The organism is Pseudomonas alkylphenolica (assembly GCF_004025535.1).
Classification (GTDB): Bacteria; Pseudomonadota; Gammaproteobacteria; order Pseudomonadales; family Pseudomonadaceae; genus Aquipseudomonas; species Aquipseudomonas alkylphenolica_A.
In genome coordinates this window covers 397,647-415,778 of the sequence record NZ_QJRG01000047.1, presented here as the reverse complement: position 1 = coordinate 415,778, position 18,132 = coordinate 397,647, and the positions used below count along the sequence as shown (strand labels likewise).

Sequence of the window (18,132 nt, the reverse complement as noted above, 5' to 3'; positions counted from 1 at the left end):
ATTTTTTTAAACACCGAAAAATGGACTAACTTGTTAATTAGCTTGCTAAGGGTATAATTCCGCCACCCTCCTCTTCGAGTTTTTTTCGATATGAAGCAAACACCGCGCACCTCTGGCGCCTCAACTTTCATCCTGACAGGCCTGGGCATCATTATCGCCCTGCTCGGCCTGGCACTGGCCGCCGGTGGCGTGAAACTGGTCAGTCTGGGTGGTTCCTGGTACTTCCTGATCGGCGGCCTGGTGATGGCCATTTCCGGCCTGCTGGTCGCCCGTCGCAAGCCCGCTGGTGCCTGGTTGTACGCCGCGTTCCTCATCGGTACCGCGCTGTGGGCCCTGGCCGATGTCGGCCTGGTGTTCTGGCCGCTGTTCTCGCGCCTGTTCATGTTCGCCGTCATCGGCCTGGCGCTGGCACTGGTGTACCCGATGCTGGCCCGCACCGCCGGTGCCAAACCCGGTCGCGGCGCCTATGGTGTAGCCGGCGTGCTGGCGATTGCCGTGGTGATTGCCGCCGGCAACATGTTTGTCGCACACCCAAGCGTAGCCCCCACTGGCACCGGCCCGGGACTGACTGCGGTCGACCCGGCCAAGGCGCAAAAAGACTGGGCGCATTACGGCAACACCGAGGGTGGTAGCCGTTTCGCCGCGCTGGACCAGATCAATCGCGACAACGTCAACCAGTTGAAAGTGGCCTGGACCTATCACACCGGCGATGTCGCCATCAGCGATGGCAACGGCGCCGAAGACCAGCTGACGCCGCTGCAGGTTGGCAACAAGGTGTTCATCTGCACCCCGCACAACAACCTGATCGCACTTGATGCCGACACCGGCAAAGAGCTGTGGAAGAACGAAATCAACGCCAAGTCGGGTGTCTGGCAACGCTGCCGCGGCATGGCCTACTTCGACGCCACTGCGCCCATCGTGCAGCCGACCCAACCCAACAGTTCGGCGATCATTGCCGCCAGCGTACCGGCCGGCGCCAACTGCCAGCGCCGCCTGCTGACCAACACTATCGATGCCCGCCTGATCGCCGTCGATGCCGACACCGGCGCCTTCTGCAAAGGCTTTGGCAACAATGGCCAGGTTGACCTGAAGGCAGGCCTGGGCAACGTCCCGGACAGCTACTACCAGTTGTCCTCGGCGCCGCTGATGGCCGGTACCACCGTCGTCGTCGGTGGCCGCGTTGCCGACAACGTCCAGACCGACATGCCAGGCGGCGTGATCCGTGGTTTCGATGTGATCAGCGGCCAGATGCGCTGGGCCTTCGACCCGGGCAACCCCGAAGACAAGAGCGCCCCGACCGGCGACAGCACCTACGTACGCAGCACCCCCAACAGCTGGGCGCCGATGTCGTATGACCCGACCATGAACACTCTGTTCCTGCCCATGGGCAGTTCGTCCACCGACATCTATGGCGTCGAACGTACGGCACTGAACCACAAATACGGCGCATCGGTACTGGCGCTGGACGCCACCAGCGGTGCCGAAAAGTGGGTATACCAGACCGTGCACAACGACCTCTGGGACTTCGACTTGCCGATGCAGCCAAGCCTGATCGACTTCACCAAGGCAGACGGCCAGTCAGTGCCTGCGGTGGTGATCGGCACCAAGGCCGGGCAGATCTTTGTGCTCGACCGCGCCACCGGCCAACCGCTGACCCAGGTCGATGAAGTGCCGGTCAAACCGGGCAACATCCCCAACGAACCCTATTCGCCTACCCAGCCCAAGTCGGTCGGCATGCCGCAGATCGGTGCCCAGCAGCTGACCGAGTCGGACATGTGGGGCGCCACGCCATACGACCAGTTGCTGTGCCGCATCGACTTCAAGAAAATGCGCTACGACGGCCTGTACACGGCACCAGGCACTGACCTGTCGCTGAGCTTCCCGGGCTCGCTGGGCGGCATGAACTGGGGCAGCCTGTCCACCGACCCGGTGCATGGCTTCATCTTCGTCAACGACATGCGCCTGGGCCTGTGGATCCAGATGATCCCCTCGCAAAACAAGGCCCAGGCCGCCTCGGGTGGCGAAGCGCTGAATACCGGCATGGGCGCGGTTCCGCTCAAGGGCACCCCGTACGCGGTGAACAAGAACCGCTTCCTGTCGGTGGCCGGCATTCCCTGCCAGGCACCACCATTCGGCACCCTGACTGCGATCGACATGAAAACCCAAAAGGTCGCCTGGCAGGTACCGGTCGGTACCGTGGAAGATACCGGGCCGCTGGGCATCCGCATGCACCTGCCGATCAAGGTCGGCCTGCCGACCCTCGGTGGCACCCTGTCGACCCAGGGCGGCCTGGTGTTCATTGCCGGCACCCAGGATTTCTACCTGCGCGCCTTCAACAGCGGCAACGGTGAAGAAGCCTGGAAAGCCCGCCTGCCCGTGGGCAGCCAGGGTGGCCCGATGACCTATGTGTCACCGAAAACCGGCAAGCAGTACGTCGTCATTACCGCTGGCGGTGCTCGCCAGTCGACCGACCGGGGTGACTACGTCATCGCCTACGCGCTGCCGTAACCCACCATCGCTCTACCTGCGCGGTGCCTTTGCACCGCGCACTCCTCTTTTTATCTGTCGCTCGCGAATTCGTTTGAAAGGTTGCGCATGTCTTCCGTTTTTTGCTTTTCCCCTCCCCGCCTGGTCAGCTGCCTGCTGCTCGGCCTGACCTGCAGCGCCAGCCTCCCCGCGCTGGCCAATGAAAGCCCGGACCTGTTGACCCGTAGCACCCTCACCGGTGACTGGGGCGGCTTGCGCCACCAGCTGGATGAACAAGGCGTCAAATTCACCGGTGACTACAGCGGCGAAACGGCCTACAACGCCGACGGCGGCCTGCACCGCTCGGCGCGTTATTCGCAGAACCTCAAGCTCGGCATACAGTTCGACCTGAGCAAGCTCTACGGCATGGAAAACGCCGGCAAAATCCAGCTCACGATCAACGACCGCCGCGGCAACAGCGCCTCGGAAGACCTGGTCGGCAACCGCCTGCCCATCCAGGAAAACTACGGCGGCCTGTACACCCGCCTGACCGAGTTGAGCTACGAACGCACCCTGCTTACCCCGGCACTGAACGTCAAGCTCGGCTACATGGCCATGGGCAACGACCTTGGTGGCCTTGACAGCGGCATACTGTGCAATTTTATGAACGCCGGCTTCTGCGGTCATCCGTTGAACATGTCGGGCGGCAGCGGCTGGACCAACTACCCCAATGCCCACCTTGGTGTGCGCGTGAAGTACGACCTGTCAGCGGCCTGGCAACTGCGTGTGGCTGCCTTCAATGTCGACCCGCAAAGCAACGGCAACTCCAGCCGTGCCTGGCACCTGGGGCCCAAGCACACCACCGGCACCGTGGTGCCGATCGAGCTGGTCTACAAGCATCAGGCTGAACTGCCGGGCGAGTACAAGCTGGGTTACTACTACGACAGCTCCGACGCCCAACGCATCGGCAGCGACAGGGAGGTGGCCGGCCGCTCGGGCCACTACCTGCTGATCGACCAGGCGCTGTGGAACTCCCCGGTTTCAGCCGGGCGCAGCCTGCATGCCTTCGGCCAGTACTCGGCTGCCAGTAGTGCCGCGTCGCCCTTCAGCAAGTGGTACGGCGCCGGGATGGTCCTGTACAAACCCTTCGAAGGACGCCCGCGTGACACCCTAGCCCTGGGTTATGGCCGTGCGGTACCCAACCCGCGCAGCCGCGACGTGCAGCAGGATGCCGCGCTCGCTGCAGGCATCGCCTATCCCGACCTGGACAGCGCCGAACAGCTGCTGGAACTCAGCTACGGCTACCAGGCTACACCCTGGCTGACTCTGCGCCCGGATGTGCAGTACATCATCGAGCCCGGGGCCTTCTCCGGTCAGGACATCGACAATGCGCTGGTGCTGGGCCTGCAGGTCAAAGCCACTTTCTAAGCATCCTGACCCGTCAGCGCGGCGATGGCTTCGACTTCGCTGAACGACGGTTTTTTTCGCTGAAGCATCGACCGACAGGAACGACTTCTACTACAGTGATCTGCGCCTGCAGACCGTGAAGTAACGATACGGTTTGCCCAACTCCGCCGACTGACAATTGACGAGCCCTTGTTATGCACCTTGCTCCCGCCATCCCGGTCCTGCGCATCTTTTGTGTCGAGAAAGCCAAAGAATTCTACCTGGACTTCCTCGGTTTCAGCCTGGACTGGGAACACCGCTTCGAGCCCGACCTGCCCCTGTACGCCCAAGTGCACCGCGACGGGCTGATACTGCACCTGAGCGAACATCACGGCGACGCCACCCCCGGCTCGACGGTATTTGCCCGTGTCGAGGACATCCTCGCCCTGCAGCACGAGCTGGTGGAAAAGCGCTACGGCTACTCCCGCCCAGAAGCGGTGCGCGTCGGTTGGGGCCTGCAGATGGAGATCGCCGACCCGTTCGGTAACCGCCTGCGGTTCTGTCAGCAGATCGAAGACTGAACAGCCAGAAAAGACAAGGCCCCGTCATTGCTGGCGGGGCCTTGGATTACCTGCTGCCTTAGGCGTGAATCTTGCGTACCCGCCTCGCGTTTGGCGATGGTCGTAGTACGAACGAGGTCAGCAGGCAAAGCTTGATGGTTTGATAGTGCGCCTGCTTCTGCAACTGGTCAACGCCTTTGAGGTAGCCCTTCGTCGGGTCGTAAAACAGCCTCAACAGCCCGTTGCTGAGCGTTGCCGGGGCAATTTTCAAAGATTTTCACTGCGACCATGGTCCAATCCTATGACTGGGCGTTTCCGATCCGCACGGGATGTATTATCGTGGCTGCGTGCGCGATAACAAACGCCTGAAACATCAGGCAAATGCAAACCGATTCGAGGGTGCCATGAGTAACGAAATTAACTGGGACAAGCTGGGCTTCGACTACATCAAGACCGACAAGCGCTACCTGTCCAACTTCCGTAATGGCGAGTGGGACCAGGGCACCCTGACTGACGACAACGTACTGCACATCAGCGAAGGCTCGACCGCGCTGCATTATGGCCAGCAATGCTTCGAAGGCATGAAGGCCTACCGCTGCAAGGACGGCTCGATCAACCTGTTCCGCCCGGACAAGAACGCCGAACGCATGCAGCGCAGCTGCGATCGCCTGCTGATGCCGCGAGTACCGACCGACGTATTCGTCGAAGCCTGCAAACAGGTGGTCAAGGCCAACGAGCGCTTCATTCCGCCGTACGGCAAGGGCGCCCTGTACCTGCGTCCCTTCGTCATCGGCGTGGGTGACAACATCGGCGTGCGCACCGCGCCGGAGTTCATCTTCTCGATCTTCGCCATTCCGGTCGGCTCGTACTTCAAGGGCGGCATGACCCCGCACAAGTTCCTGATCTCCGATTACGACCGTGCCGCGCCTCAGGGCACCGGCGCCGCCAAAGTTGGCGGCAACTATGCGGCCAGCCTGCAGCCAGGCTACGAAGCCAAGAAAGCCGGCTTTGCCGATTGCATCTACCTCGATCCGCTGACCCACACCAAGATCGAAGAAGTCGGTTCGGCGAACTTCTTTGGCATCACCAACAACGACGAATTCGTCACGCCAAAATCCATCTCGGTACTGCCGGGCATCACCCGTCTGTCGCTGATGGAACTGGCCGAATCGCGCCTGGGCCTGAAAGTGATCGAAGGCGACGTACTGATCAACGACCTGAAGCGCTTCAAAGAAGCCGGGGCGTGCGGCACCGCAGCGGTCATTACCCCGATCGGCGGCATCCAGTACAACGGCGAGCTGCACGTCTTCCACAGCGAAACCGAAGTCGGCCCGGTCACCCAGAAGCTCTACAACGAGCTGACCGGCATCCAGAGCGGCGATGTGGAAGCGCCAGCAGGCTGGATCGTCAAGGTCGCCTGAAACGCAACTACGTAACGCACAAAGGGCATGCCAGAGATGGCATGCCCTTTTTCATATCAACATGGATATGCCCATTCGACCGATAAGAAACAACAGCAGAATCAAAAAGAACACCCGAATAAAACCACTGCCATATCGCAACGCCAAGAAAACGCCTGTAACAGAGCCTGCGATATTACAGATGGCCACCACGCCACCGATTGCCCATAACACATGCCCGGAAGGGATAAAAAACAGCAACGCCGCGCTGAAGGTCCCTAAATTAACCAATTTTGCCGAGGCCGATGCATTCAAGAAATCGAAGCCAAAAAACCTCACAAACAAAAACAGCAATAAGCTCCCACTCCCCGGACCAAAGACCCCATCATAGAAACCAATCAGCCCTCCAAAAAACACCCCCAGCAGCACTTCCTTTGTTCCGCACTGTATATTCGCATGAACGCGACCCAGGTCCTTTTTTACAAAGGTATAGGCTGCCATCACGATCAAAACGATAAAGACAACCGGTTCCATCAGCGCTTTCGGGACCAGGGAGATGGAAAAAGCACCCAACAATGCAAATGCAAATGCTGAAATCAGCGTAGGCAGCAAAAGTTTCCATACAATCTCTATTCTCTTTGTATAGCTGAAAATAGAGGAGAGATTTCCGGCCAGCACTGCAAGCTTGTTGGTTCCAAAGACGGTAGCCAAACTACATTGTGGTAACGCATGCAGAAGCGCCGGCAGTTGAACTAGCCCGCCCCCACCCACCGCCGCATCTATTAAACCACCGCAAAACGCAAAAAAACCTAGTGCGATCAGTGTATATTCATAGCCCATCAGAATAACCCAGTAAAGGCAAGCAAACTTACACCCGAGGCAATTTTACCAATACCGACTTCTCACTCATTCAACGCTCGACATAAAGAGCTAAAGGCCTTTCCGACACGCGCATTATAGTCAAGCATCACCTCTTTGAGCCGACTCACCTCAAACCCAAGACCTACGGTGCGACCATATGCTTGCGTTGCAGCTAATGCATGCATCCCGTGCTTGTTTTCCACATCGCCAGAGTGCCCCAACACATAACCCTTTGCATCGCGAAGACTTTTAATATCGCTACTCAGCGACGCATTAATGGAAATCAACTTTTTTTCGATGAATTGAGCAAGAAAGTTGTACTCACTTCCATTCCAGAGCTCCGACGCAACGGATATCATCATCGCGTTCATTATGGAGTTTTTACTTTCAAGGGAATTGACCGCAGAATTATGATGCGCCACACCAACCTCATACAAAAACCGAGAGAATTCGCAACACTCATTAACCTCATATGAATTTCTCACCCAGTCTGAGGCATCAAAGGCTGCCGTCATATGTGCGTACATTCCATCATGCCCTTCATGCCCCAGACCAAAATCATCTTTTGCAACCTCATGCATATGCGCCATAACACGATTATGGCCCTCTTGCCCTCCAACTGATATAAAACGCGAATCTGCGGACAACCGCATAATGACCTTTGCAGACACGAGACTGGTTGTTTTATGAGTTTCATTCCAACCATTGAAAAATTTCAGAACACCAGCGTCCACACTATCCCGCTCAAGCAAAGCTCTAAACGCATCTTCAGCAAATGACTGCGCATTACGTGTAATCGAGTGAGAAAGCACGTCACGCATTGCAATCTGGAGTTCAGCCACATGCTCAACTTTGGTATGCAAAGGTAAATTTCTTGAACCGTCGCCCATCAATCGACCGGGCACTTTCAAGTTATCCAGATGCCGAGGAAGCATCCCAACGAACGCTTCACCAAACTCCTGCATCGATTTCGGTCTCGCCAGGTCTTTTGAATTATGCCAAAAAAAAACTTCATTCATAGTTTCACCTACAACATTGGTTAGTTGCGAGCTTCTCCGTCGACCACCTACACCACACAAGGTATCGAGAAACTTACAAACATGTTGAAATCACCCTCATGAGGTTTTGTAAAGTGGTAAAAACCGCAATCTAACAACAACACCGAGTGCAAAGATGTAGGAACCATCCGGGCATCGAGTAGGCTTGGTCCAAAGGCTTATTTTTTTGCCGTACGCAGCCCCGCCCAACGCCCCTGCAACCCGTCAGGGCGGAAAAAACACTGCGCAGATGAATTTTTCTTTAACCCGGGCACCGCCTATTCTTTGGCACAATCAGTTATCTACTCGCCGCCCAGGTAATAGCATGCCCCGCGTACTGACCATTGAAGATGACGCCGTCACCGCCCAGGAGATCGTCGCCGAGCTTTCCAGCCATGGCCTGGAAGTGGACTGGGCGGACAATGGCCGGGAAGGCCTTTCCAAAGCCATTGCCGGCGGCTACGACCTGATCACCCTGGACCGCATGCTCCCGGAGCTCGACGGCCTGACGATCGTCACCACCCTGCGCAACCTGAAGATCGCGACGCCGATCCTGATGATCAGCGCCCTCTCCGATGTCGACGAACGGGTGCGCGGCCTGCGTGCAGGTGGCGACGACTACCTGACCAAGCCCTTTGCCTCCGACGAAATGGCCGCCCGGGTCGAAGTGCTGTTGCGCCGCAACAGCGTACCGATGGCGCAAACCCGCCTGCAGGTGGGCGACCTGGAGCTGGACCTGATCAGCCACGAAGCCAAGCGTGGCGAACACACCCTCAACCTGTTGCCCACCGAGTACAAGTTGCTTGAGTTCCTGATGCGCCACGCCGGCCAGGTGATCACCCGCATGATGATTTTCGAAGAGGTCTGGGGCTATCACTTCGACCCCGGCACCAACCTGATCGATGTGCATATCGGACGCTTGCGCAAAAAGATCGACGCCGCTGGCCAGACCCCGCTGATTCGGACCGTGCGGGGCTCGGGCTATGCCATTGCCGAACCCGTCTAAGGGTTGGAGTTCGTCCACCAGCCGCTTGTTGGCGCTGTACAGCTTTCTGTTTGTGGCCTGGAGCAGCATCCTCATGGGGGTACTGTATTTCGAGGTCTCGGGCTACCTGAACAAGCTGACACGCCACTCACTCATGCAGCGCCAGCACCTGTTCGCGCACATGAGCGGCAAGCAGCTGGATGATGCGCTGATTGCCAGCCAGGCCTTCGAAGAACGCAGCTTTGATGCCTACGGCCTGTTCGATGCGCAGTTCAATCCGCTCGGCGGGCAGATCCGCCAACTGCCGACTGACCTGGGCCTGGACGGCAAGATTCATGAACTGAGCCGCTGCCTGGACGCCGATGATCCCCACCTGCCCCGCGACAGCTGTGATGCGGTAGCCCTGAAAGTACGTGACGGCCGCTGGCTGGTACTGGTGCGCGACAACGGCTCGCTGTTCGTGGTCACCCGCATCATCCTGCATGCCCTGCTCTGGGGCCTGTCGCTGACCATCATTCCCGGAATTGCCGGCTGGTACCTGCTACGACGCCGGCCGCTCAAACGTATCCGCGCCATTCAGGCCACCGCCGAACAGATAGTCGCCGGCGACCTGACCCGGCGCCTGCCACTGTCACCACGCCGCGATGAACTGGACATGCTCGCCGCCATCGTCAACGCCATGCTCGACCGCATCGAGCGCCTGATGCACGAAGTCAAAGGGGTCTGCGACAACATCGCCCACGACCTGCGCACCCCGCTGACACGTCTGCGCGCCCAGCTCTACCGCATTCGCCAGCAAGCCGGCGACACGTCGCCCCAGGCCGAGGCCCTTGAGCAGGCAATTGGCGAAACCGACACCTTGATGGCGCGCTTTCGCGGCTTGCTGCGTATCAGTGAGCTGGAAGATCGCCAGCGCCGGGCCGGCTTCGTCGAACTGGACCCACGCACATTGCTGATCGAGATGCACGACTTCTACCTGCCGCTGGCCGAGGACGGCGAAATCAGCCTGAGCCTTGAACTGCCTGCGCAGCTACCGCCACTGCATGGTGATCGCGAACTGCTGTTCGAGGCGCTGGCCAACCTGCTGGGGAACGCCATCAAATTCACACCACCCGGCGGCCAGGTGCGCATGCGCGCCAGCAGCGAGGCCAGTACGTTACGGATTGCGTTGGAAGACAGCGGACCGGGGATTCCCGAGGATGAACGTGAGGCAGTGTTAAAGCGCTTTTATCGCAGCGAGGAAGGCCATCGCCACCCGGGGTTCGGGCTGGGGCTGTCGGTTGTTGCGGCGATTGTCGACCTGCATGGCTATGCGCTTGAGGTCGGAGCGAGTGAGCTGGGTGGGGCGAAACTGGTGCTGCATTGCCGTACTGGCGTTGCCAGTTAAGGCCTCATCGCGGGTAAACCGCTCCCACAGGGTCGTGCATTCGTACCTGTGGGAGCGGGTTTACCCGCGATGAATTCACTGCCGATCAGTCAGCCAGACGCCAGGTGGTAGCGCCTTTGCTGTCTTCCAGCACCACACCCATGGCGGTGATCTGGTCGCGAATGCGGTCCGACTCTGCCCAGTTCTTGTCAGCACGCGCCTGCAGGCGCGCCTGAATCAAGGCTTCGACTTCGGCCGCATCGACCTTGCCTTCGGCACCGGCACGCAGGAAGTCATCCGCGTCCAGTTGCAGCACACCCAGCAGGCCGCCCAGTTCACGCAAACGACCCGCCAGGCCCGCAGCAACCTCAGGCTCGCTTTCGCGCAGGCGATTGATTTCACGCACCAGGTCAAACAGCACGGCGCAGGCTTCCGGAGTACCGAAGTCGTCGTTCATCGCCAGGGTAAAGCGCTCGACATAGCTGTCGCCGCCCTTGGCCTCGACCCGTGGCAAGCCACGCAGCGCATGATAGAAACGCTCCAGCGCCCCCTTGGACTCGCGCAGGCTGTCTTCCGAGTAGTTGATCGAGCTGCGGTAGTGACTCGACACCAGCAGGTAGCGAACAACCTCCGGGTGATACTTGTCGAGCACATCGCGAATGGTGAAGAAGTTGTTCAAGGATTTGGACATTTTCTCGCCATTGATGCGGATCATGCCGCAATGCATCCACGAATTGGCGTACTGCTTGCCGGTCGCGGCCTCGCTCTGGGCGATTTCGTTCTCGTGGTGCGGGAACTCCAGGTCGTTGCCGCCGCCATGGATGTCGAAACTTTCACCCAGGCAGCAGGTGGACATCACCGAGCACTCGATGTGCCAGCCTGGACGACCGGCGCCCCACGGCGATTCCCAGCTCGGCTCACCCGGCTTTACGCCCTTCCATAGAACGAAGTCCAGCGGGTCCTGCTTGGCCTCGTCGACCTCGATACGTGCGCCAATGCGCAGGTCTTCGATCTTCTTGCGCGACAGCTTGCCGTAACCGACGAACTTGCCGACCCGGTAGTACACGTCGCCGTTACCCGGCGCGTAGGCGTAGCCCTTGTCGATCAGGGTCTGGATCATCGCGTGCATGCCCGGGATATGGTCGGTGGCACGCGGCTCCAGATCGGGCGGCAAGATGTTCAGACGGCGCTCGTCTTCGTGCATCGCATCGATCATGCGGGCGGTCAGCGCGTCAAACGACTCGCCGTTTTCGTTGGCCCGGTTGATGATCTTGTCATCGATGTCGGTGATGTTGCGCACATAGGTCAGGTTGTAGCCGCTGTAACGCAGCCAGCGGGTGACCAGGTCGAAAGCAACCATGCTGCGGCCGTGGCCCAGGTGGCAGAAGTCGTACACGGTCATGCCGCAGACGTACATCCGCACGTTGTTGCCATCCAGCGGTTTGAAAACTTCTTTGGTCTTGCTAAGCGTGTTGTAGATGGTAAGCACGAGCGTTCCTCAGCTGCCCCACGAATCGCGCAGGGTCACAGTCCGGTTGAATACCGGGCGACCCGGCTGGGAGTCTTTCAGGTCGGCGCAGAAGTAGCCTTCGCGCTCGAACTGGAAGCGGTCTTCTGCCTGGGCCTGGCCCAGCGAAGGTTCCGCACGACAACCGGTGAGTACCTGCAGCGAATCGGGATTGATGTTATCGAGGAAGCTGCCGCCGTCTTCAGTCTTCTCGGGGTTGGCCGAGCGGAACAGGCGGTCGTACAGACGCACTTCGCACTCGACGCTGGCCGCAGCCGGCACCCAGTGGATCACGCCCTTGACTTTACGGCCCTCTGGGTTTTTGCCCAGGGTGTCCGGGTCGTAGGAGCAACGCAGCTCGACGATGTTGCCGCCGGCGTCCTTGATGGCCTCGTCGGCGCGGATCACATAGCTGCCACGCAGGCGCACTTCACCGGCTGGCTCCAGACGCTTGTAGCCTTTTGGCGGCTCTTCCATGAAGTCGTCGCGATCGATGTAGATCTCGCGCGCAAACGGCAGCGCACGCACGCCCATGTCTTCTTTCGGATGGCGTGGCAGCTCAAGGTTTTCGACCTGGCCTTCCGGGTAGTTGGTGATCACTACCTTCAACGGGCGCAGCACGCACATGGCGCGTGGCGCGGTACGGTCGAGGTCGTCACGGATGCTGAACTCGAGCATCGACATGTCGACCACGCCGTCGGAACGGTTGGTGCCGATCATTTCGCAGAAGTTGCGAATCGACGCCGGGGTGTAGCCGCGGCGACGGAAACCGGACAGGGTCGACATGCGCGGGTCGTCCCAGCCGTTGACGTGCTGCTCGTCGACCAGCTGCTTGAGCTTGCGCTTGCTGGTGATGGTGTAGTTCAGGTTCAGGCGGCTGAACTCGTACTGACGCGGCTTGGCCGGCACCGGCAGGTTGTCCAGGAACCACTCGTACAGCGGACGGTGCCCTTCGAACTCCAGGGTGCAGATCGAGTGAGTGATACCTTCGATGGCGTCCGACTGACCATGGGTGAAGTCGTAGTTCGGGTAGATGCACCACTTGTCGCCGGTCTGGTGGTGGTGGGCATGACGGATGCGGTACAGGATCGGGTCGCGCATGTTCATGTTCGGCGATGCCATGTCGATCTTGGCACGCAGCACGCACTGGCCATCCTTGAACTCGCCGGCCTTCATGCGCGCGAACAGGTCGAGGTTTTCTTCGACGCTGCGCTCGCGGAACGGGCTGTTCTTGCCTGGCTCGGTCAGGTTGCCGCGGTATTCCTTGGCTTGTTCCGGGGTCAGGTCGCAGACATAGGCCTTGCCGGCCTTGATCAGGTCGATCGCCCACAGGTGCAACTGGTCGAAGTATTCCGAGGCGTAGCGCACCGGGCCGGTCCACTCAAAGCCCAGCCACTTCACATCGCTCTGGATGGCGTCGATGTACTCCTGGTCCTCTTTGGCCGGGTTGGTGTCATCGAAACGCAGGTGACAGGCTCCACCGAACTCCTGGGCCAGACCGAAGTTCACACAGATCGACTTGGCATGACCGATGTGCAGGTAACCGTTGGGCTCTGGCGGGAAACGGGTGACGATGCTGCTGTGCTTGCCCGCGTCCAGGTCAGCCTGCACGATCGGGCGCAGGAAGTTTGCAGGGACGGCTGGGGCGCCTTTGGCAGCGGCGTTGGGAGCGGTGTCGGCAGTGGGCTTGCTCATAGGATCCTTGAATACGGGGTGCACGGCCTGGGTAGGCCGACTGAATCAAAGCGCTTATCATAGCCGAAGCGGTCGAGCTGCCGACAGCGTCGGGCCGACAAACAGCCGCGATATTCGGCAGGCATTGCGAAAAAACTGCCGCAAATCACGTATCGCGGGCTGTAGACTGTGCGTCAAGTGTGTATCGCGCCCCGGCGCGGCCCTATTTCAAATGCCTTGAAAGAGCGAATTCCAGCATGTCCAAAGTCAAACTGAGCACCAACTTCGGCGACATCGTCATCGAACTGAACGCTGAAAAAGCCCCGATCACCGCGGCCAACTTCATCGAATACGTAAATGCTGGCCACTACAGCAACACCGTGTTCCACCGCGTCATCGGTAACTTCATGATCCAGGGCGGCGGTTTCGAGCCAGGCATGAAAGAAAAGAAAGACAAGCGTCCAAGCATTCAGAACGAAGCCGACAACGGCCTGAGCAACGACAAGTACACCATCGCCATGGCTCGCACCATGGAGCCGCATTCGGCATCGGCACAGTTCTTCATCAACGTCACCGACAACAGCTTCCTCAACCACAGCGGCAAGAACGTCCAGGGCTGGGGCTACGCGGTATTTGGTAAAGTCACCGAAGGCACCGACGTTGTCGACAAGATCAAAGCCGTTGCCACCGGCTCCAAGTCCGGCCACCAGGACGTTCCGGTTGATGACGTGATCATCGAGAAAGCCGAGATCGTTGAGTGATACTGCTGATCTCTGATCTGCACCTGCAAGAAGAACGCCCGGACATTACCCGGGCGTTTCTTGATCTGCTCGACGGTCGTGCCCGCCACGCCGAGGCGCTGTATATCCTCGGCGACTTTTTCGAGGTATGGATCGGCGACGACGCCATGACGCCCTTCCAGACCACGATCTGCCAAGCCCTGCGCGCCCTGAGCGACAGCGGCACGCAGGTCTACCTGATGCATGGCAACCGCGACTTCATGATCGGCGAGGCCTTTTGCAAAGCCGCGGGCTGCACCTTGCTGCGCGATCCGAGCGTGGTGACACTGGGCGGCGAACCGGTCCTGCTGATGCACGGCGACAGTCTGTGCACCCTGGACCTGGGCTACATGAAAATGCGTCGTTACCTGCGCAACCCTGTGAGCTTGTGGATCCTGCGGCACCTGCCGCTCGGCACCCGCCAGAAGCTGGCACGCAAACTACGCAATGAAAGCCGCACCCAGGTACGGATGAAGGCCAACGACATCGTCGATGTGACCCCGGAAGAAGTGCCGCGGGTCATGGCCGAACATGGCGTGCTCACGCTGGTGCACGGCCACACGCACCGCCCGGCGATTCACAAGCTGATGGTCAACGATCAGCCGGCGCGACGTATCGTGCTGGGCGATTGGGACCGCCAGGGCTGGGCGCTGGAAGTGGATGAGCAAGGGTTTCAGCTGCAGCCTTTTGCGTTTCCCTGAATGAAGGCCCTCCGGGCCTTTTCGCCAGCAAGCCGGCTTCTACACTCGCTGCTTTGTAGACGTCGGCTTGCCGGCGATGCTTGCGCTCAATGCCCTGCCGACGCCGGCCCGGCTTTGGCTGCAAACGGTGGCTTGGCCAGCCACACCAGCAGTATCAACCCGGCAAACACCCAGCCCATCAGGGTGAAGTAATCCACCGTCGACATCATGTAGGCCTGGCTGCTGAGCATCCGCTCCAGTTGCGCATACGACTGCCCGTTCGCCCCGCCCAGGTGATTCAGCGCTTCGCGGGTGGCCGGTTCGTAGGTGCTGATGCTTTCACTCAGGTAGGCATGGTGCTGGTCCGCGCGGCGAATCCAGATCCAGGTGGTCAACGAGGCGGCGAAACTCCCCCCCAGGGTGCGCAGGAAGGTAGCCAGCCCTGAGCCGTCGGCGATCTGGTGCGGTGGCAGGTCCGACAGCAGGATGCTCAAGGTGGGCATGAAGAACAGCGCCACGCCGATGCCCATGAACAACTGCACCAGGGCGATGTGCTGGAAATCCACCTCGTTGGTGAAGCCGGCACGCATGAAACAACTGGTGCCGATGGCCAGAAACGCCACCCCCGCCAACGCGCGCAGGTCGAATTTGTGTGCATATTTGCCGACAAAGGGCGACATCAGCACCGGCAGCAAACCGATCGGCGCCACGGCAAGGCCGGCCCAGGTAGCGGTGTAGCCCATCTGCGTTTGCAGCCACTGCGGCAGGATCAGGTTGATACCGAAAAAGCCCGCGTAGCCGCCCACCAGCACGATCGTGCCGATGCGAAAGTTACGGTGCACGAACAGCCGCAGGTTGACCACCGGGTGCTTGTCGGTCAGCTCCCAGATGATGAACACAGCGATGAACACCACCGAAATCAGGCTGCCTATCACGATAAACCCGGACTCGAACCAGTCCAGGTCATTGCCCTTGTCCAATACGATCTGCAAGGCCCCGACGCCGATGATCAGGCTCAGCAAGCCAATGTAGTCCATGGGCTGACGCTGCGTACTCACCGGCCGCGAGCGCATCTGTTGACGCACGACGGCGGCGGCAAACAGGCCGATGGGTACGTTGATGAAGAAGATCCACGGCCAGCTGTAGCTGTCAGTAATCCAGCCGCCCAGAATGGGGCCGGCAATCGGCGCCACCACCGTGACCATCGCCAGCAAGGCGAGCGCCATACCGCGCTTGGCCGGCGGGTAGACGGCTATCAGCAAGGTCTGGGTCATCGGGTACAACGGACCGGCGACAATGCCTTGCAGCACCCGGAAACCGACCAGCTCGGGCATCGACCGCGCAATGCCACAGAGAAACGAGGCCAGCACGAACAATAGCGTGGCCCAGAGAAACAGCTTGACCTCGCCGAAGCGCCGGCTCAGCCAGCCGGTCAGCGGCAAGGCAATGGCGTTGCTCACCGCAAACGAGGTGATCACCCAGGTGCCCTGCTCCGAACTGACCCCCAGGTTGCCGGAGATGGTCGGCAAGGCTACGTTGGCGATGGTGGTGTCGAGCACCTGCATGAACGTCGCCAGCGACAGCCCGATGGTTGTCAGCAGCAGGCTCGGCGGGCTGAATGAAGCCGTATTGCTCATCGCAGCGCCGTCTTGCTGGTGCCTGCGCTGTTGTCATGGATGAGCCGCGCGATCAAAGCGTCGGCCTCGACCAGCTGACTGTCGTAGACACGGGTAGCAAACGACGCCTTTTGCGGCGGCAACTGGGCCAATACCGGGCCGCTCTGGTCGTGCAGGTCGACCGTAACCTGCGTCGACAGCCCAATACGCAGCGGGTGCGCCGCCAGTTGCTCAGGGTTGATATGGACACGCACCGGCACGCGCTGGACAATCTTGATCCAGTTGCCGGTGGCATTCTGTGCCGGCAACAAGGCAAAGGCGCTGCCGGTACCAGCGCCGAGGCTGTCGATGGTGCCGCTGTATTTGATTTCGCTGCCGTACAGGTCGGCGACGATATCCACTGGCTGACCGATGCGCATGTGGCGCAGCTGTGTTTCCTTGAAGTTGGCGTCGATCCACAGCTGATCCAGGGGGATCACCGCCATGGTCGCGGTGCCCGGCTGCAACCGCTGACCCAGTTGTACGGTGCGCTTGGCCACGTAGCCGGTAACCGGCGCCACCAAGGTGGTGCGTGCAGCGTTCAGGTACGCCTGGCGCAAGTCGGCAGCCGCAGCCATCACTTGAGGATGGGACGACACCACGGTGTCATCGACCAGTGCCGAAGTGGTGTTGAGTTGCTGCTTGGCGGTGTCGAAAGCGCCTTGGGCCGAGGTCAGGTCATCGCGCGAATGGGACAGCTCCTCCAGGGAAATCGCCCCGCCGGCCGCCAGGGTTTTGCGCCGGGTGTAATTTTCCTGGGCTTTGCTCAGCTCGGCCTGACGCGCCTGCACCTGGGCTTTCTTGCCATCGACATCGCTGTACAGGCCGCGCACTTGACGCACGGCGCGGGCCAGCTGGGCCTGAGCCGCCTGCAGTCCGACCTGGGCATCGCTGGGGTCAAATTCCAGCAGCACCTGGCCTTCATGCACCAGATCGCCGTCGTCGGCGCCGATACTGACTACCGTACCGGTCACCAGCGGGGTGATTTCCACGACGTTGCCGTTGACATAGGCATCGTCGGTCTCTTCATTCCAGCGCCCGTACAGCTCATGCCAGGCCCATACCGCAGCGGCGCCAAGCACGACCAGCAAGGCCAGGGCGAGCAGCCAGGTCTTGCGTTTGCGCGTGTTATCGAGTGCCTGCACGGAGTCGGCAGTGTCTTGGGGGGTGGCAGTGGCCATGTCGAATACCTTGTCTTACTCAGAATCAGCCGCACAGGGCTGCACAGCAGCCTTGTGCTCGTTTGCCGCACCCACGCGCAACGCCGTAAGGCTGTCACCCGCGGCCAGCAGCACTTTGGTCAGCAGGTGTTCCAGGCTGACCAGTTCATCCGGGGCCAATGCCCCGAGCAGTTCGTTCATTGCCGCCGCGCCGATATGCGGCAATTGGTCGGCGAGCTTGTTCCCGTCTTCACTCAGCGCCAGGCGCACCTGACGACGGTCATCGGGGCAGCGCCGGCGAACCAGCAGGTCTTTCTGTTCCAGGCGGTCGAGCATGCGCGTCATCGAGCCGCTGTCCAGCGCCAGGTAGCGGCACAGCTCGGCCGGGGTGTCGACCCCGAACTGGGCGACGATGATCAGCACCTTGAATTGCGCCGCAGTAACGCCGAACGCTTGCAGGTGGCTGTCGAGAATGCGGTCTTTAACCAACGCCGCACGCCCCAGGAGCATGCCCAGGGTGCAGGTCTGAAAGTTTTCCGGAGTGTAATGCGGCATGAACGAGATCCCTGCTTAGGCAGCTAGTAACATAATGTTACTGCTTAGACAGTTATCGTCA

Annotated in this window: 15 protein-coding genes; 8 read left to right on the top strand and 7 right to left on the bottom strand. The window is 60.1% G+C overall.

The genetic code is table 11. The features are described from left to right. The first annotated feature begins 90 nt into the window (after positions 1 to 90). From DM813_RS17240 to DM813_RS17225, 4 genes are all read left to right on the top strand, one after another. The gene (locus DM813_RS17240) at positions 91 to 2,508 is read left to right on the top strand and encodes a glucose/quinate/shikimate family membrane-bound PQQ-dependent dehydrogenase (RefSeq protein WP_128324592.1); all 2,418 of its coding nucleotides are present in this window, start codon (positions 91 to 93) and stop codon (positions 2,506 to 2,508) included. 87 nt (positions 2,509 to 2,595) lie between these two features. Further along, positions 2,596 to 3,894, top strand: coding sequence for a carbohydrate porin (locus tag DM813_RS17235; RefSeq protein ID WP_128324591.1), 1,299 nt, complete (start codon positions 2,596 to 2,598; stop codon positions 3,892 to 3,894). Positions 3,895 to 4,067: 173 nt separating this feature from the next. After that, positions 4,068 to 4,433: a glyoxalase superfamily protein gene (locus tag DM813_RS17230; RefSeq protein WP_128324590.1), complete on the top strand. Its 366-nt coding sequence runs from the start codon at positions 4,068 to 4,070 to the stop codon at positions 4,431 to 4,433. 383 nt (positions 4,434 to 4,816) lie between these two features. Continuing rightward, complete coding sequence (locus DM813_RS17225; protein ID WP_128324589.1) at positions 4,817 to 5,833, top strand: branched-chain amino acid aminotransferase; 1,017 nt, start codon at positions 4,817 to 4,819, stop codon at positions 5,831 to 5,833. Positions 5,834 to 5,884: 51 nt separating this feature from the next. Here DM813_RS17225 and DM813_RS17220 read toward each other — a convergent pair whose 3' ends face one another. Further along, a complete protein-coding gene (locus DM813_RS17220) occupies positions 5,885 to 6,652 on the bottom strand; it encodes a sulfite exporter TauE/SafE family protein (RefSeq protein WP_128324588.1) in 768 nt (255 codons plus the stop codon). 62 nt (positions 6,653 to 6,714) lie between these two features. Beyond that, complete coding sequence (locus tag DM813_RS17215; RefSeq protein WP_241653187.1) at positions 6,715 to 7,692, bottom strand: hypothetical protein; 978 nt, start codon at positions 7,690 to 7,692, stop codon at positions 6,715 to 6,717. Positions 7,693 to 8,035: 343 nt separating this feature from the next. Here DM813_RS17215 and DM813_RS17210 point away from each other — a divergent pair, with 343 nt between their 5' ends. Together DM813_RS17210 and DM813_RS17205 are read left to right on the top strand one after the other, a co-directional pair. Further along, entirely contained in the window at positions 8,036 to 8,716 is a 681-nt protein-coding gene (locus tag DM813_RS17210; protein WP_128324587.1) for a response regulator transcription factor, read from the top strand. Further along, complete coding sequence (locus tag DM813_RS17205; protein ID WP_128324586.1) at positions 8,694 to 10,082, top strand: sensor histidine kinase; 1,389 nt, start codon at positions 8,694 to 8,696, stop codon at positions 10,080 to 10,082. The genes DM813_RS17210 and DM813_RS17205 overlap by 23 nt, the downstream gene beginning before the upstream one ends. Before the next feature lie 85 nt (positions 10,083 to 10,167). On the opposite strand, the gene cysS is transcribed toward DM813_RS17205, so the two are convergent. Further along, the gene (gene cysS / locus DM813_RS17200) at positions 10,168 to 11,550 is read right to left on the bottom strand and encodes a cysteine--tRNA ligase (protein ID WP_128324585.1); all 1,383 of its coding nucleotides are present in this window, start codon (positions 11,548 to 11,550) and stop codon (positions 10,168 to 10,170) included. A gap of 9 nt (positions 11,551 to 11,559) precedes the next feature. Continuing rightward, the gene (locus DM813_RS17195) at positions 11,560 to 13,263 is read right to left on the bottom strand and encodes a glutamine--tRNA ligase/YqeY domain fusion protein (RefSeq protein WP_128324584.1); all 1,704 of its coding nucleotides are present in this window, start codon (positions 13,261 to 13,263) and stop codon (positions 11,560 to 11,562) included. 236 nt (positions 13,264 to 13,499) lie between these two features. Between DM813_RS17195 and DM813_RS17190 the strand changes: the two genes are divergently transcribed. Both DM813_RS17190 and DM813_RS17185 read left to right on the top strand, forming a co-directional pair. After that, positions 13,500 to 14,003: a peptidylprolyl isomerase gene (locus tag DM813_RS17190; protein WP_128324583.1), complete on the top strand. Its 504-nt coding sequence runs from the start codon at positions 13,500 to 13,502 to the stop codon at positions 14,001 to 14,003. Further along, positions 14,000 to 14,722 (top strand): UDP-2,3-diacylglucosamine diphosphatase, encoded by a 723-nt coding sequence (locus DM813_RS17185; RefSeq protein WP_128324582.1) that lies wholly within the window; start codon positions 14,000 to 14,002, stop codon positions 14,720 to 14,722. The genes DM813_RS17190 and DM813_RS17185 overlap by 4 nt, the downstream gene beginning before the upstream one ends. A gap of 86 nt (positions 14,723 to 14,808) precedes the next feature. Here DM813_RS17185 and DM813_RS17180 read toward each other — a convergent pair whose 3' ends face one another. The 3 genes from DM813_RS17180 to DM813_RS17170 are packed head-to-tail and all read right to left on the bottom strand — an operon-like array spanning position 14,809 to position 18,071. After that, positions 14,809 to 16,338 (bottom strand): DHA2 family efflux MFS transporter permease subunit, encoded by a 1,530-nt coding sequence (locus DM813_RS17180; RefSeq protein WP_128324581.1) that lies wholly within the window; start codon positions 16,336 to 16,338, stop codon positions 14,809 to 14,811. Next, on the bottom strand, positions 16,335 to 17,537 hold the full coding sequence (locus DM813_RS17175; RefSeq protein WP_128324580.1) for an HlyD family efflux transporter periplasmic adaptor subunit: 1,203 nt from the start codon (positions 17,535 to 17,537) through the stop codon (positions 16,335 to 16,337). The genes DM813_RS17180 and DM813_RS17175 overlap by 4 nt, the downstream gene beginning before the upstream one ends. Positions 17,538 to 17,552: 15 nt before the next feature. Next, positions 17,553 to 18,071, bottom strand: a complete 519-nt coding sequence (locus DM813_RS17170) for a MarR family winged helix-turn-helix transcriptional regulator (RefSeq protein ID WP_128324579.1) — start codon at positions 18,069 to 18,071, stop codon at positions 17,553 to 17,555. Positions 18,072 to 18,132: the final 61 nt, after the last annotated feature.